The sequence below is a fragment of the Thermoanaerobacter uzonensis DSM 18761 genome, assembly GCF_900129115.1.
Classification (GTDB): domain Bacteria; phylum Bacillota; class Thermoanaerobacteria; order Thermoanaerobacterales; family Thermoanaerobacteraceae; genus Thermoanaerobacter; species Thermoanaerobacter uzonensis.
This window is the reverse complement of record NZ_FQUR01000012.1, coordinates 82,932-97,268: the sequence shown is the minus strand read 5'-3', so window position 1 is coordinate 97,268 and position 14,337 is coordinate 82,932. Positions and strand designations below refer to the sequence as shown.

General features: G+C 32.6%; 12 protein-coding genes and 1 pseudogene. 12 read left to right on the top strand and 1 reads right to left on the bottom strand.

Features of this window, described 5'->3' with window-relative positions:
• The 4 genes and pseudogenes from BUB32_RS08255 to holA all read left to right on the top strand — a co-directional run.
• A pseudogene (locus BUB32_RS08255) lies at window positions 1-513 on the top strand (IS200/IS605 family element transposase accessory protein TnpB); the annotation flags it as partial.
• Between the two features lie 152 nt (window positions 514-665).
• Entirely contained in the window at window positions 666-1,388 is a 723-nt protein-coding gene (locus BUB32_RS08250; protein ID WP_072968983.1) for an MBL fold metallo-hydrolase, read from the top strand.
• A 1-nt stretch (window position 1,389) separates the two neighbouring features.
• Entirely contained in the window at window positions 1,390-3,663 is a 2,274-nt protein-coding gene (locus BUB32_RS08245) for a DNA internalization-related competence protein ComEC/Rec2 (protein WP_072968976.1), read from the top strand.
• Between the two features lie 4 nt (window positions 3,664-3,667).
• A complete protein-coding gene (holA, locus tag BUB32_RS08240) occupies window positions 3,668-4,687 on the top strand; it encodes a DNA polymerase III subunit delta (protein ID WP_072968975.1) in 1,020 nt (339 codons plus the stop codon).
• A 23-nt stretch (window positions 4,688-4,710) separates the two neighbouring features.
• Here the strand turns inward: holA and rpsT are convergent, their stop codons facing one another.
• The gene (rpsT, locus tag BUB32_RS08235; protein WP_042832793.1) at window positions 4,711-4,995 is read right to left on the bottom strand and encodes a 30S ribosomal protein S20; all 285 of its coding nucleotides are present in this window, start codon (window positions 4,993-4,995) and stop codon (window positions 4,711-4,713) included.
• Window positions 4,996-5,127: 132 nt separating this feature from the next.
• On the opposite strand from rpsT, the gene BUB32_RS08230 reads away from it, so the two are divergent.
• The 8 genes from BUB32_RS08230 (at window position 5,128) to hemW (ending at window position 14,318) form a co-directional block, all read left to right on the top strand.
• On the top strand, window positions 5,128-5,454 hold the full coding sequence (locus BUB32_RS08230; RefSeq protein ID WP_042832794.1) for a phage holin family protein: 327 nt from the start codon (window positions 5,128-5,130) through the stop codon (window positions 5,452-5,454).
• Window positions 5,455-5,459: 5 nt separating this feature from the next.
• On the top strand, window positions 5,460-6,425 hold the full coding sequence (gene gpr / locus BUB32_RS08225) for a GPR endopeptidase (RefSeq protein ID WP_072968974.1): 966 nt from the start codon (window positions 5,460-5,462) through the stop codon (window positions 6,423-6,425).
• A gap of 69 nt (window positions 6,426-6,494) precedes the next feature.
• Complete coding sequence (gene spoIIP, locus BUB32_RS08220; protein WP_072968973.1) at window positions 6,495-7,685, top strand: stage II sporulation protein P; 1,191 nt, start codon at window positions 6,495-6,497, stop codon at window positions 7,683-7,685.
• Between the two features lie 97 nt (window positions 7,686-7,782).
• Complete coding sequence (locus BUB32_RS08215; RefSeq protein ID WP_072968972.1) at window positions 7,783-9,957, top strand: alkaline phosphatase family protein; 2,175 nt, start codon at window positions 7,783-7,785, stop codon at window positions 9,955-9,957.
• Between the two features lie 12 nt (window positions 9,958-9,969).
• Window positions 9,970-11,088 carry a glycosyltransferase family 4 protein gene (locus BUB32_RS08210; protein WP_072968971.1) on the top strand — a complete coding sequence of 373 codons (1,119 nt, stop codon included), beginning with the start codon at window positions 9,970-9,972 and terminating at the stop codon, window positions 11,086-11,088.
• A 3-nt stretch (window positions 11,089-11,091) separates the two neighbouring features.
• On the top strand, window positions 11,092-11,349 hold the full coding sequence (locus BUB32_RS08205) for a hypothetical protein (RefSeq protein WP_072968970.1): 258 nt from the start codon (window positions 11,092-11,094) through the stop codon (window positions 11,347-11,349).
• A 33-nt stretch (window positions 11,350-11,382) separates the two neighbouring features.
• Window positions 11,383-13,194 carry a translation elongation factor 4 gene (gene lepA / locus BUB32_RS08200; protein WP_072968969.1) on the top strand — a complete coding sequence of 604 codons (1,812 nt, stop codon included), beginning with the start codon at window positions 11,383-11,385 and terminating at the stop codon, window positions 13,192-13,194.
• The gene (gene hemW, locus BUB32_RS08195; RefSeq protein ID WP_072968968.1) at window positions 13,191-14,318 is read left to right on the top strand and encodes a radical SAM family heme chaperone HemW; all 1,128 of its coding nucleotides are present in this window, start codon (window positions 13,191-13,193) and stop codon (window positions 14,316-14,318) included. The genes lepA and hemW overlap by 4 nt, the downstream gene beginning before the upstream one ends.
• The last annotated feature ends 19 nt before the right edge of the window (window positions 14,319-14,337 follow it).

Genomic DNA, 14,337 nt, shown 5'->3' with positions numbered 1-14,337 from the left:
AGCTATAAATCACTTCTTTCAAAAATAAAAACACTAGCAAAAAGAGAAGGGATAGAAGTAATAGAAGTCAATCCTTATTACACCTCAATAATAGGGATGTTAAAATATGCACCGCAGTATATGATAACGAAAGATATAGCAGCGGCCTATGTAATAGCAAGAAGAGGGTTGGGACTGCAAGAAAAGATACCAGATAATTATATAAAGTTTCTCAATACATTGACTGTAGATGAATTAGAAGAATTAAAAGAGCATGTAAAGAAAACAGTCAGAAACATATATTTAAAGGAAAAACATTTAAGAGAGATAAAGAAAGCAATAGAATTTTTACAAAGCCTTGAGAGTGAGCCAGGAAGGGTGCTAGGACCTCTGGATGGAACAAGTTTTAGTGCCTATAATTTCTGGCGAGTTCTCAAGGTAGCGGTGGTAACTCCACTCTCCCCTGAGAAGGTAAAAAGAGACTTCTCTGCCCTGAGGGAATTATTAATTCAGGGTAAGTGGGGAGGCCCTTAAGGGCGCAAGTTCCTGCTTCTTGGGGCAGGGGCTATGACTTTCCCAAATACCGCCTGCTGGGGCTGGGAAAGTCTGAAGGGCGGACTACAAGTACCCCAGCTATCTGAACTGTACAGTTTTGTACAGTTTAGGTAACCAGGCGAAAATTTATGATGAAAGTCACAGTTTTAGGATATCATGGACCTTTTCCTGGACCTTATGGGGCTACTTCCGGATATTTAGTAGAAGAGGAAAATACTCATATTTTACTTGATTGTGGCAGTGGAGTAATAAGCAGATACCAAAGGTATTACGACTTGAATAAATTAAAATACATAGTTTTGTCTCATTTGCACTCTGACCATGTGGCAGATATGATGGTTTTAAGATATGCTCTTGATATTATGAAGTCAAGAGGCATGATAACTGAACCTGTAAAGGTATATTGTCCACAAACACCAGAAAATGTTTTTGAAGATTTTAAGTTTAAAGATGTTTTTAATTTACACATTGTAAATGAAGAAACTATATTAAATTTAGAAGGTATAGATATTTCTTTTAAAAAGATGACGCATCCTGTAGAGACTTATGCTGTGAAGATGAAAAAGGGTGAGAAAACCTTTGTATATAGTGGTGATACCACTTATAATGAGGATTTAATATCTTTTGCAAATAAAGCTGATTTATTCCTATGTGATGGAAATTTCTTGACAGGAATGCAAGGACCTCATTTGACTGCTACACAAGCGGCTGAAATTGCTAAGAAAGCTGAGTGTCAAAGATTAGTTTTAACCCATTTGTCACCGCTTATTTCTATCAAGGATTATTACGATGAAGCAATTAAGGTCTTTGAGAATACAGAAATTGCAAAAGATTTTGAAGTTTATGTGATATAAAATGGAATTTCCATTTTTATATCTTACTGTAGCTCTTTCGTTAGGAATAATAATTGGAAGATATGTTTTTCATTCTTTTGCTTTTTTGATTTTATTAGCAATTTCAGTAGCTATTTCCTTGTGGTGGTATTTGAAAAATAAAAATGTCAGTTTACTTCTCTTAATTTTTTTTATTTTTGTAGGTGCAATTTTAAGTGGTAATGTTCTTAATTCTCCCAATCCTTATCTAAAGTTTGAAGATAAATTTATAACTATAAATGGCAAGGTGTATGAGATAAAAGAATATGAGGGATATGCTAAATACATAGTTAAACCGACTAATTTGCCTAAAGTATTGGTTACTCAATATAGTGGTAAATATCCTTCTGAAGGAGATATTGTAAGTATAAGAGGGATAATTTCAATTCCCCAAAAAGCTACAAATCCAGGAGGTTTTGACTACAAGCTCTTTTTAAAGAAAAAAGGAATTTATGCAGTCATGAGAGTAGAGGGGTATGCCGTTGATATTATAGGCAAAGGTAATTTAAATTTTATTGAAAGGGTTGTATATGCTGCAAAGCAAAAAATAGAAGTTAATTATATAAATTCAATGCCAGAAAAAGATGCTAAGTTTGTTATATCGATTTTTTTAGGAGATAATTTTCTTGACGATGAGACTTTGAAACAATTTAGGTCAACCGGAATTTCACATATTATTTCCGTATCAGGATTACATGTGGCAATTATTACGGGTTTTATACTTTATTTGTTAAGTATCCTTAACATTAGAAGATACAAAATCCCTATTCTTCTAACTGCATTGACCTCTTACGCAATTTTAACAGGAGCAAATCCGCCAGTTATAAGGGCAGCTCTTATGGCTTCTATCGCTGTAATTGGTACTAATTATGGCAAAAAACATAATTCTATAAATTCTCTGTCTTTTGCTGCTTTTATGATATTAATATTTAATCCTTTAATGTTGTGGGATGTAGGTTTTCAACTTTCATTTGTTGCTACTTTAGCCATTTTGTATTTTTATAGGCCGATACGAGAAAAATTATCAACTCTAACCCCCAAAATACGAGATTTGGTCGCATTAACTCTTTCTGCTCAAATTGGAACAATACCCTTTACTATGTATTATTTTCATTATATATCCATAATTTCGCTTTTGTCCAATATTGTAATAGTGCCATTAGCAGATGTAGCAGTTGTGTTGGGATTTTTATCGGCGATGATAGGACTGATTTTACCCCCATTGTCCTATTTTATAAATTATATAAACATACCTGTTGTAGAAACTATTTTGTACATAACGAAATTATTTGACAGTTTGCCTTATGCCAGTATAAATACTATTGTTCCGCCTTTGTATGTGATTGTTTTGTATTATGGAATTTTAACAGTCCTACTTAGCAGTTTTGATAAAAAAATTAAAAAGGTTTCTATTGCAATTGCCTTGACTTTTATTATAGCTCTCTTCTCTTATAATTATTTATTGCCTAGAGATTTAGAAGTGACTTTCCTGGATGTAGGACAAGGGGATGGTACTTTTGTGAAAACACCCCACGGCAAAACTTTTTTAATAGATGGGGGAGGCAGACCCTTATTTGCGACTTCTTCTTTTGATGTTGGAGAAGATCTAGTACTTCCATTTTTGTATTACAAAGGGGTTATGAAGCTTGATGGAGTATTTATATCTCATACTGATATCGACCATGTAGGCGGGATACTTAGTATTTTGCAGCAAATGACAGTTGACAAAATCTTTATAGGGATGCAAAAAGTTACTGATGGTAATTTCAAAGGATTGATGGAAATTGCAAAATCAAAAAACATTCCTATTGTGTTTTTAAAAAAGGGTGATAAAGTCAAAGTAGATGGTGTTGAAATATATGTTTTGCACCCTGACCCTCAAAATTTAATAGAAGAAAATCCCATAAATAACAATGGCCTTGTTTTTAAAATGAAGTATAAAGATATGGAATTTTTATTTACAGGTGATATAGAAAAGCCGGCGGAAGAGATTTTAAAAAATTTAGACATAAAGACTGATATTTTAAAGGTGGCTCACCACGGGTCAAATACTTCTTCTACACAAGAATTCATTAAGAAAGCCAATCCGAAAGTATGTATTGTCCAAGTAGGTAAAAACAGTTATGGACTACCTGATGAGAGAGTGCTAAAATATCTTCAAGAGAAGACGAAGGTATATAGGACGGATAAAAATGGAGCAATTATCGTAAAAACAAATGGAGAAAGGGCTTATATAACTACTTTTCTCAAGGAGTGAAATAATGAATTATAAAGAGTTAGTGGAGAGTTTAAAAAAAGATAAGATTGACAATGTATATCTTTTTTATGGAGAAGAGAGGTTTTTATTGTTAGATGCTTTAAAAAGGATAAAAGCAAAAATATTAATGCCTGAGACTATGGATATGAACTATGTGGTTATTGAAAAAGATAGTCCAGAAGAATGTATGGAAGCTATTATCGAAAATTGTGAGACATTACCTTTATTTTGTGATTACAAATTAGTAGTAGTAAAAAATGAAGAGGAACAGCTTTCTAAGCTAGGGGATAAAGAGTTAAAAAGACTTACGAACTATCTAGAAGAAAAAGTTACTTCTCCTCAAAGCAGCATTGTACTAGTAATTATAGGAGGAGAAAAAATAGATTTAAGGAAAAAGCTTTATAAGTTTATAGAAAAAATAGGTAAAATAGTTTATTTTCAAAGACTTTCTTTTGAAGAGGCAGTAAATTACGCCGGCTATTTTTTAAAAAAGAGTGGCAAAAAAGTAAAAAAATCTGATGTGGAATATATTGTGAAGAGCGTTGGAACGGATTTATACGCAATTGTAAATGAAATACATAAATTAGTTTCCTATTCTGACAGTGAAGAAATAGAAATGGAAAAAATAAGAGAAGTCCTTACTATAAACCTGCAACAAAACATTTTTAATCTTGTCAGTGCTATAGGAAGAAAAAGAGAAAAAGAGGCTTATAAAGTTTTATACGCCCTTTTAGAAAAAGGAGAAGTACCTCTTATTATATTGTCAATGATTATAAGACAAATGAGGTTAATAGCTAAGATAAAAAGCTTTGAAGGTAAATTTGTTGATAAAAAGACTATTGCATCTTCTTTAGGAGTACCATATTTTGTAGTAGAAGAACTAACAAGACAGAGTAAACTTTTTAAAAAAGAGGATTTAGAAAAGGCATATAAAGAGTGTTTAAAGTGTGATATTGCCTTGAAATCAGGGGCGGATAGCAGTTTGGCATTGGAGGACCTTGTAAAAAAATTGTGCAAACGATAAAAAGCGTACTTTTAAGGTACGCTTTATTCATTACTTGCTGCTGATTTTAAAAGCGCGTTAAATTTTGCGTAAAGTCTGGATTTTTTTCTTGCCACTGTGTTTTTGTGAAGAACTCCTTTTGTAGCAGCTTTGTCCAATTCTTTGACGGCAAGTCTTAATTTTTCTTTTATTGCTTCTATATCTCCTGTTGCTAAACTTTTATTAAAGTTAGAAATAAATGTTTTGACTCTTGATTTTATCATTTTATTACGCAAAGTTCTTTTTGCGATAACAGATATTCTCTTTTTTGCAGATTTTGTGTTTGCCAAAAGCTTCACCTCCTCAATCGAATTTAATTTTACCACGAAAGAAATAGTTTTTCAAGGATTAATACATTTCTACTTTATCACAGAGGTATAAAATTTGTCAATTTGTTTATCATAATTAGAGGAGGTGATTTGATGCTACAAACCATTATACGTTTTATTGTATCAGCTATTGTGCTATTGGTGGTGGGATATCTTGTACCTGGCTTTAGCGTTGCAGGTTTTTGGGGAGCTCTTATTTCGGCGGTGGTAATAGCTTTGTTAGGTTATATTGTAGAATTAATATTGGGAAAAGATATTTCACCAAGAAGCCGTGGTTTTGTAGGATTTATTGTTGCGGCGATAGTCATATACGTTTCTCAGTTTATTGTTCCTACCATTCATGCAACAATAGTTGGTTCATTAATTGCAGCTTTTGTGATAGGACTGGTTGATGCTTTTGTACCGACAGAGTTGAGGTGATGTAAATGTACAGTATAAGGACAGACCTGGCAGTAGAAGCGAGAGAATTATACAAAGGGAGAGAGATTCCAGGAGTAAGGGTGGATGAGAAACACTTAGAGGGTATAAAGGTGACAAAGGTCAAAATTTTAAATGAAGAAGGAGAAAAAGCAATGGGGAAGCCAGTGGGGGACTATATAACTATTGAAGCCCCCGGCCTCATTGAAAGGGATTTAGATTTAGAAGAAGAAGTTGCGAAAGTTTTAGCAGATATAATTAAAGAAATAGCTAATTTGACGGAAAATACACAAGTTTTAGTAGTAGGGTTGGGCAATTGGAATGTAACTCCTGATGCGCTGGGACCTCGCGTAGTTTCAAATATTGTAGTGACAAGGCATTTAAAGGAATACGCACCTCAACAATTTGGTGATGAAATTCGGTCTGTCAGCGCAATTTCTCCCGGAGTTTTAGGGATTACCGGAATAGAAACGGCTGAAATTTTAAAAGGTGTAGTTGACAGAATAAAACCTGACTTAATAATTACAATTGACGCTTTGGCTTCGAGAAGATTAGAGAGATTATCTACTACTATTCAAATTTCAAATACAGGTATAAGCCCAGGGTCTGGAATAGGTAATAGAAGGCTTTCCATTACTGAGCAAAGCCTAGGAATACCTGTAATAGCCATAGGAGTTCCTACAGTAGTAGATGCGGTCACAATTGCTAACGACACCATTGAATATTTAACAGAAGAGTTACTAAAACAGACCAAAGAAGAAAGCCCTTTTTATGAAGTACTTAAGAATATGAGTCAACAAGAGAAATATAGTCTCATTCAAGAAGTTTTAACACCTTATGTACATAATCTTGTAGTCACTCCTAAAGAAATAGATTTATTGGTAAAAAATATAGCTTCAATTATTTCCAGAGGGATAAATCTTGCACTGCAACCTGGGCTTACAGAAAGGGAAATGAATCAATTGCTTCATTAAACATAAAGTAATAAAGCACCTCTTGATGGAATATTTATAAAATATAAAAACTAAAGAGAGGTGCTTCTTTTGTATAGATATTATAGCTTTTCAAAGATACGAAGAATAATGTTTCTGATTTTGTTATTGATAAACGTCTTTCTTTATAATTGGATGACCCAACCTTATAAGGGTGAATATAAACAGGTAATTGGTGATTCTTTTTCAGAGGAGTATGATAAATTAGAGAGTTTATTTGTAACTTCAATAAATTATAGCCTGCCGATAATAGAAGTAGCTTTTTCTTCTCAAGGGTATATAGGAAAAGATTTAACCTTTTCTTCTTTGCTAAATGCTAAAATTAAGGACCCCATTAATATATTGAAATTTCAGCTTCCAATTTTAGCACAGGTAGATTTAAAAAAAGTAAGTGCCAGTGATATACATAACAATGTCCAAACAAATCCCTCTTCTAATGACAATGGGAATTCACTTGATACTAATGCACGAAGTGACAAAAACACGTCTCAGACACAAGGAGAAGAAGAAAAACCAGCTTTAAAAAATATAGATAATAATAAACCCTATCTTTTGATATATCATACTCATACTATGGAAGCTTATGCTGCTACAGAGAAAAACAAATACATAGCAACGTATGGCTATGATAGGACAGATGATTTAAATTATACTGTCGCAAAAGTAGGGGATTATCTTGCGGAATATTTTAAAAAAGAAGGAATTTCTGTATTGCACGATAAAACTATCCATGATTACAACTATGACAAATCCTATGTAAACTCTTTTGCAACGGTCAGTAAAATTTTAAAAGAGTATCCTTCTATTAAAGCAGCGATTGACTTGCATAGAGATGGCTATGGTGCTGTTATGAAACCAGGGGTAGAAACTATTCCTGTTTTGAGCAATTTGCCAAACCAAGATTTTAGAAAAAGATATGTGATGGATATAAATGGAGAAAAAGTAGCAAAAGTTTCTTTCATAATAGGCTCTAGAAGGACACCAGAAATGAAAGAAGATTGGAGAAAAAATTACGAATTTGCTAAGAAAATAAGTGATAAATTAAATGAGCTATATCCTGGCTTATCTTTAGGAGTACAGGTAAAGCCCTACAGTGAATATAATCAGCATCTTCTTGAAAAATCGATACTGATAGAATTAGGAAGTAACTATAATACTTTAGAGGAGGCGATTGCAACTACAAAATATCTAGCTAAAGCCATTAGTGAAGTAATAAAGCAATATCAAGATTTTGGGCAGTGAAAACTGCTTTTTATTTTATAGCGATAGATGTTGATATTAATTTAAAAAAGGGTTAAAATAAATTACTGTAATTATCCAAAGATTTAGGAGGCTTTTTATGAAATTTACAGCAAGAATAATGGGATTGGTTTTAGCTTTTTTAATCCTCTTTAGCACTGTTTCTTACGGACAAGTAAATAGTATAAAAGATAGAAAAATAGTTATATTTATTGTAGATAGAGTTAATTTGAATGACTATGTTGCAAATGACCTTCCTAATATAAAATACCTCATGGAAAATGGTACATATGGACTGATGACGGTAAATTCTGATGGAAGCAGGACCCCTGAAAATGTGTATATGACAATTGGTTGTGGAACAAGAGCTGTAGGTTCTGAAAAAGCTTCCCTTAATTTTAACGCTTCTGAAATAGTAAATGGAGAACAAGCTTCTATAATTTTTAAGAGAAATACAGGTATTAAGCCACAAGTATTTAATATAGTAAATTTAGATTTTGCGCAAATAGAGAGAAATAACCTGACTCGAAATCACATTGTAGTACCTGGCTTATTAGGTACTCTTTTAAAACAAAATGGAAAAACTGTTGCTGTGTTTGGCAATGAAGATACTGATGTAGAACAAAGAAGATATGCGCCTCTTATAGTAATGGATGAAAAAGGAATTGTAGATTTTGGTGATGTGAGTGATAATATTTTAAAAAGAGACCCTTTAAGCCCTTTTGGCATTATGACAGATTATGATTTGCTTTATCAAAAGTATACACAGATGAAAGGAAAACCTGACTTAACGATTTTTCAGTTAGGAGATACGATAAGAGCGAATGATTACCATAATTATGCGATGGATAAAATTAATGAGAGAAACAAAAAAAGGGCTTTATACGAAGCAGATGAATTTATTGGTAAAATCATAAAAGAAGGTGGTACAAACACCTTATATATTGTCTTAACTCCACTTCCTCCATCTAAAGATATGGGGGAAAAAAGTTACTTAACTCCCATAATACTTTTTGGCCCAGGTTTTACTAAAGGCTATGTTACTTCAGAGACAACAAAAAGAGAGGGGATTGTCACAAATACAGATTTAATGCCAACAATTTTACAGTATTTTGACATTCCTATACCAACTTTTTTGACGGGACATCCTCTTTATAATTCTGGTTATAAAGGAAATGTAGACAAATTATTAGCCGAAAGTCATAAACTAGTTTTTAATTACACTTATAGGCCTATTTTTTTAAAGACTTATGTGGTTTTAGAGATAATAATTTTAATTTTTACTTTATTAGTTTTGCTGGTTTTGAAAAAGTATGCGGTCTATTTAAAACCATTATTGTTTTTCGTTTCTACTATTCCTTTGACTTTTTTGCTATTGCCTTTGTTTAATTATACCAGTCTATCAAATAGCATTGTGGGAATATTATTTTTGACGGCAGTGGCGATTATAGCGATTCATGAAATTAACCCTTATGGTTATTATTTCTATGCTATAATAGGTTTAATTACTTCCCTTGTTTTGCTAATTGACCTTGTGACAGGGCAATATTTGCTAAAAAATTCTTTTTTAAGCTATGACATCATCGGAGGTGCCCGTTTTTATGGCATAGGAAACGAGTATATGGGGGTATTGATTGGAGCCGTCTTATGTTTTACTACATTGGCTTTTGAGTTTTTTTCAAATAAAAAGCTGCTTTTAGCTATAACTACAATAATATATGCACTGGTATTCTACTTTATTGCAGCTCCAGGTATAGGTACAAATGTTGGAGGATCGATAACAGCCTTTGGAGCTTTTGCTGTGGCATTGTTACTTTTATCTGATAAAAAAATTAGCATAAGAAATCTATTGTATATTGGGATAGGGATAGTTTTAATGCTTTTGGGCTTGTTTTACTTGGATTCTTTAAGGCCAGTTTCACAACAAACTCACATAGGACAAACTTTTGCTTTAGTAAAAAGTCACGGTATAAAATCTTTATTACAAATTTTTGAAAGAAAGCTTTTAATGAATTATAAGCTCATAAAATATTCTATATGGTCGAGAGTATTGTTGACACTTATAGTTGTTTTGCTAATTCTTTTCTTCAAGCCTGTTGGAGTGTTGAGGGAAATTTTCAAAAAACATACCTACATTCGAATATGTTTTGTTGCGACAATTATAGGAAGTGTTCTTGCTCTAATTTTTAATGATTCAGGAATTGTATCGGCAGCAACAATGATGGTGTTTGTAGGACCTATGTTAATACATTTTGTTATTGATGAAATGTCTTAAAAAGGTGGTTTTATGATGAAAATGAAAGTATTGCAAATTGTTAGGAAATCAGAAGGAGGAATGAAAAGACATTTATTGTCTCTGGCTAGATTGTTAGACAAAGACAAATATGAAATTGCTATTTTATGCTCTTTTGACGAAAAAACTCAAGAATATCTTAAAAAATTAGGGATTAAAGTATATAACATTGATATTGGGGACGGAATTAGTTTGAAAAAAGATTACAGTGCAATTAGGTATATACAAAAGTTAGTAAATGAGTTTAAGCCAGATATTGTTCACATGCATGGGGCAAAAGCTTCATTGGTAGGAAGAATCGCATGTTTTGCTAAGCCTGTAAAAACAGTAGTGACAATCCACAACTTTGCAAATTACAATAATATGAGTTTTTACAAAAAGAAACTTCTGTTAAGTTTTACAAAAGTTTTGGATGAAAAAACTCATCAGTTTATTGCCGTCTCACAAGCGTTAAAAGATGATTTGGTTTTAAATCAAAAAGTAAAAGAGAATAAAATAAAAGTGGTGTACAATTGTATTGATACCTCTTTCTACGAGGAAACAACTCTTAATTTAAAAGAAGAATTCAATTTGTCAGAAGATTCCTTTATTGTAGGAAGTGTAGCAAGGCTTATACCTGCTAAAGGTGTCCAAGATTTAATAAAAGCAGCTTCAATTTTAAAAAATGTAAATGCCTATTTTTTTGTAGCAGGAGATGGTCCTTTTAGAGAAGAATTACAAAAAATGATTGATAGTTTAAATTTAAAGGGCAGATTCTTTTTACTGGGGTATAGAAATGACATTCCTTCTTTCTTGAGAAATCTTGATGTATTTGTGCTTCCCTCACATGAAGAAGGATTTGGAATTTCTGTAATTGAAGCTTTAAGTGAAGGAGTTCCTGTCATAGCTACAAAGGTGGGGGGTATTCCAGAAATTCTAAAAGATGGGATTGAAGGAATTTTAGTAGAAAAAGAAAGTCCTGAAGGGTTGGCAAAAGCTATAGAAAAACTTTTGAAAGATGAAAAATTGAGAAAAAATATAAGCTTAAAAGGAAAAGAAAATGCAAAAAAATATAGCTGCAATAAAATGATTGAAGAAATACAACAGATTTACGATACCTTGAAAGGAAGATAAAAGATGAGGCTTACAAGGACAAAAGAGAGAAAAAAACAAATTCGAAGAAAGAGACTTGTAATCTTTGCTCTTTTATTGTACATTGTTATTATGGTAGTAGGGCTTGTAATAGCTGATTCTTCCTTTAATGAAATTACTACAGGGGTGAGGAAAGTAAATATATTTGGTGTATATTCAAATAGCGAAAAGGTGATCGTTAAAATTTTTGGTAAAGAGTCAGTTATTGACATAGGAGGATTGGGCCGAAAATTTTGGAAATAAGGGTTAAGTCTTTAATTTTTGAGGAGGTACACAATGTCAGAAAGGATGCAGTATATTAGAAATTTTTGCATTATTGCTCATATAGACCATGGCAAATCTACTCTTGCAGATAGACTTATTGAGAAAACAGGTTTTCTTTCTGAAAGGGAAACAGATAAGCAAATTTTGGATAATTTAGAATTGGAAAGGGAAAGAGGAATTACTATAAAGTTAAAGCCTGTAAGAATGATTTATAAAGCTAAAAATGGAAATGAATATGAGCTTAATCTTATCGATACCCCTGGACATGTGGATTTTACTTACGAGGTATCCCGAAGTATTGCAGCTTGTGAAGGGGCCCTCCTTGTAGTAGACGCTACACAAGGGATTGAGGCACAAACCCTTGCTAATGTGTATATGGCTTTAGAACATGATTTAGAGATAGTGCCTGTAATAAATAAGATAGACCTTCCTTCAGCACATCCTGAGCTTGTAAAAAAAGAAATTGAAGATGTGATTGGGATTGATGCAGAAGATGCGTTACTTACATCTGCTAAAGAAGGTATAGGAATAGAAGAAGTTTTAGAAGCCATTGTGAGTAGAATTCCGCCTCCAAAAGGAGATGAAAACAAGCCTTTAAAAGCGCTGATTTTTGACTCTTTTTATGATAATTACAAGGGAGCTATAAGTTTTGTAAGGGTAGTAGATGGAATTGTTAAACCAGGAATGAGAATAAAAATGTTTTCTACTGGCAAAGTTTTTGAAGTTACAGAAGTGGGAATGTTTAGACCTAATCTTTATCCAGTAGAAGAGCTTAAAGCAGGTGAAGTTGGCTACATAGCTGCCAGCATAAAAAATGTAAAAGATACTCGTGTAGGAGATACAATAACAGATGCAGATAATCCAGCCGATTCTCCACTTCCTGGTTATAAAGAAGTAGTGCCAATGGTCTTTTGTGGCATTTATCCTGCAGATGGACAAGATTATGAAAATTTAAAAGAGGCTTTAGAAAAACTTCAGTTGAATGACGCTTCTTTAGTTTTTGAACCGGATACTTCTGCCGCCCTGGGTTTTGGGTTCAGATGTGGATTTTTAGGGCTTTTACACATGGAAATAGTTCAAGAAAGGTTGGAAAGAGAGTACAACTTAAATCTTGTCACTACTGCACCAAGTGTAATTTACAAAGTTTACAAAACTAATGGAGAAGTATTGGATTTGGACAATCCTACGAAAATGCCGCCTCTTACGCAAATAGATCATATTGAAGAGCCAATTGTGGAAGCTACTATTATGGTGCCTACTGAATATGTAGGGGCAGTTATGGAGCTTTGCCAGGATAGACGGGGAACATATTTAGGAATGGAATATTTAGAACAAACTCGCGTACTTTTAAAATATGAAATGCCTTTAAATGAGATAATATACGACTTTTTTGATGCTTTAAAATCGCGAACAAGGGGTTATGCCTCTTTCGACTATGAGCTTAAAGGGTATAAAGAATCTAATTTGGTAAAGCTTGATATTTTAATAAATGGCGAATTGGTAGATGCTTTATCCATGATAGTTCATAAAGATAAAGCCTATGAAAAAGCGAGAAAAATTGTAGAAAAGTTAAAAGAAAATATTCCAAGGCATCTTTTTGAGATTCCAATCCAGGCTGCAATAGGCTCTAAGATTATTGCAAGAGAGACTGTAAAAGCATTGAGAAAAAACGTTCTTGCCAAGTGTTATGGAGGAGACGTAACTCGTAAGAAAAAACTTTTGGAGAAGCAAAAAGAAGGTAAAAAGCGCATGCGACAGGTGGGAAGTGTTGAAATACCTCAAGAGGCTTTTATGTCAATATTGAAGTTAGATGATGAAAAATGAGGGAGATAGGTATATACATTCATATTCCTTTTTGTAAAAGAAAATGCTATTATTGTGATTTTAATTCTTATGCAGGCTATGATTATCTTTTTGAGGACTATATTCGGGCACTACTTATGGAAATAGAATCAAATTCTACAAAAAATTATAATGTAGTTTCAGTTTATATAGGAGGAGGTACCCCTAACATTTTGCCTCCTTCTTATATAGATGAAATATTGAAGTCTGTATTTAAAAATTATAAAATACTTGATGGTTGTGAAATTACTATTGAAATGAATCCTGGCCTTATAACTGAAGAAAAATTAAAAATTTATAAAGGGAGCGGGATAAACCGGGTAAGCGTTGGACTTCAAGCTTTTCAAAATAGACTATTAAAATATATAGGTAGAATTCATACAATAGAAGAATTTTTTAGAAATTATGAGTTAGTGAAAAAGTTCTTTGACAATATAAATATTGACCTGATGTACGCTCTTCCTACTCAAACATTTAAAGAGTGGCAAGAAACTCTAAAAGAAGTAGTAAAATTACAGCCGACTCATATTTCTACGTATAGTTTAATTTTAGAACCTAATACTTTCTTTTACAAACTTTATGAAAAGGGTAGGTTGTCTATAGTTGATGAGGAAGAAGAGCTTAAAATGTATCATTGGGGTATAGAGTTTTTAAAAGAAAAAGGTTATCACCATTACGAAATATCTAATTTTGCATTGCCCACATTTGAATGTCGCCACAATATTTTATACTGGCAATGCAAAAATTACTTAGGTTTTGGAGCAGGAGCCCATTCTTATATAAAGGATGTAAGATATAGTAATATTGAAAATATAAAAGACTATATTACGGGCATTTTAGAAAGAAAAATTGCAGTTAAAGAAAAAATAAAGTTGACAAAAGAAGATAGAATGGCTGAGTTTATGTTTTTGGGAATGAGAATGACAAAAGGAGTGTGTGATGAGGATTTTAAGAAAAGATTCGGTGTTAGTTTGTTTGAAATTTACAAAAAAATAATACAAAAATACTTAAATGAAGGTCTAATTGAGGTTGATAATGAGTGTGTAAAACTTACTGAGAGGGGAATTGATGTCTCTAACGTCATTTTTGAAGAATTTCTGCCCTAAATAAGTATTGACAAAAAAT

What these genes read in the sequence shown, in the direction of transcription:
- BUB32_RS08245 (WP_072968976.1), top strand. Translation starts at nt 1,390, where the DNA reads ATGGAATTTCCATTTTTATATCTTACTGTAGCTCTTTCGTTAGGAATA.
- BUB32_RS08250 (WP_072968983.1), top strand. Translation starts at nt 666, where the DNA reads ATGAAAGTCACAGTTTTAGGATATCATGGACCTTTTCCTGGACCTTAT.
- BUB32_RS08215 (WP_072968972.1), top strand. Translation starts at nt 7,783, where the DNA reads ATGAAATTTACAGCAAGAATAATGGGATTGGTTTTAGCTTTTTTAATC.
- hemW (WP_072968968.1), top strand. Translation starts at nt 13,191, where the DNA reads ATGAGGGAGATAGGTATATACATTCATATTCCTTTTTGTAAAAGAAAA.
- lepA (WP_072968969.1), top strand. Translation starts at nt 11,383, where the DNA reads ATGTCAGAAAGGATGCAGTATATTAGAAATTTTTGCATTATTGCTCAT.
- BUB32_RS08205 (WP_072968970.1), top strand. Translation starts at nt 11,092, where the DNA reads ATGAGGCTTACAAGGACAAAAGAGAGAAAAAAACAAATTCGAAGAAAG.
- BUB32_RS08210 (WP_072968971.1), top strand. Translation starts at nt 9,970, where the DNA reads ATGATGAAAATGAAAGTATTGCAAATTGTTAGGAAATCAGAAGGAGGA.
- holA (WP_072968975.1), top strand. Translation starts at nt 3,668, where the DNA reads ATGAATTATAAAGAGTTAGTGGAGAGTTTAAAAAAAGATAAGATTGAC.
- gpr (WP_072968974.1), top strand. Translation starts at nt 5,460, where the DNA reads ATGTACAGTATAAGGACAGACCTGGCAGTAGAAGCGAGAGAATTATAC.
- BUB32_RS08230 (WP_042832794.1), top strand. Translation starts at nt 5,128, where the DNA reads ATGCTACAAACCATTATACGTTTTATTGTATCAGCTATTGTGCTATTG.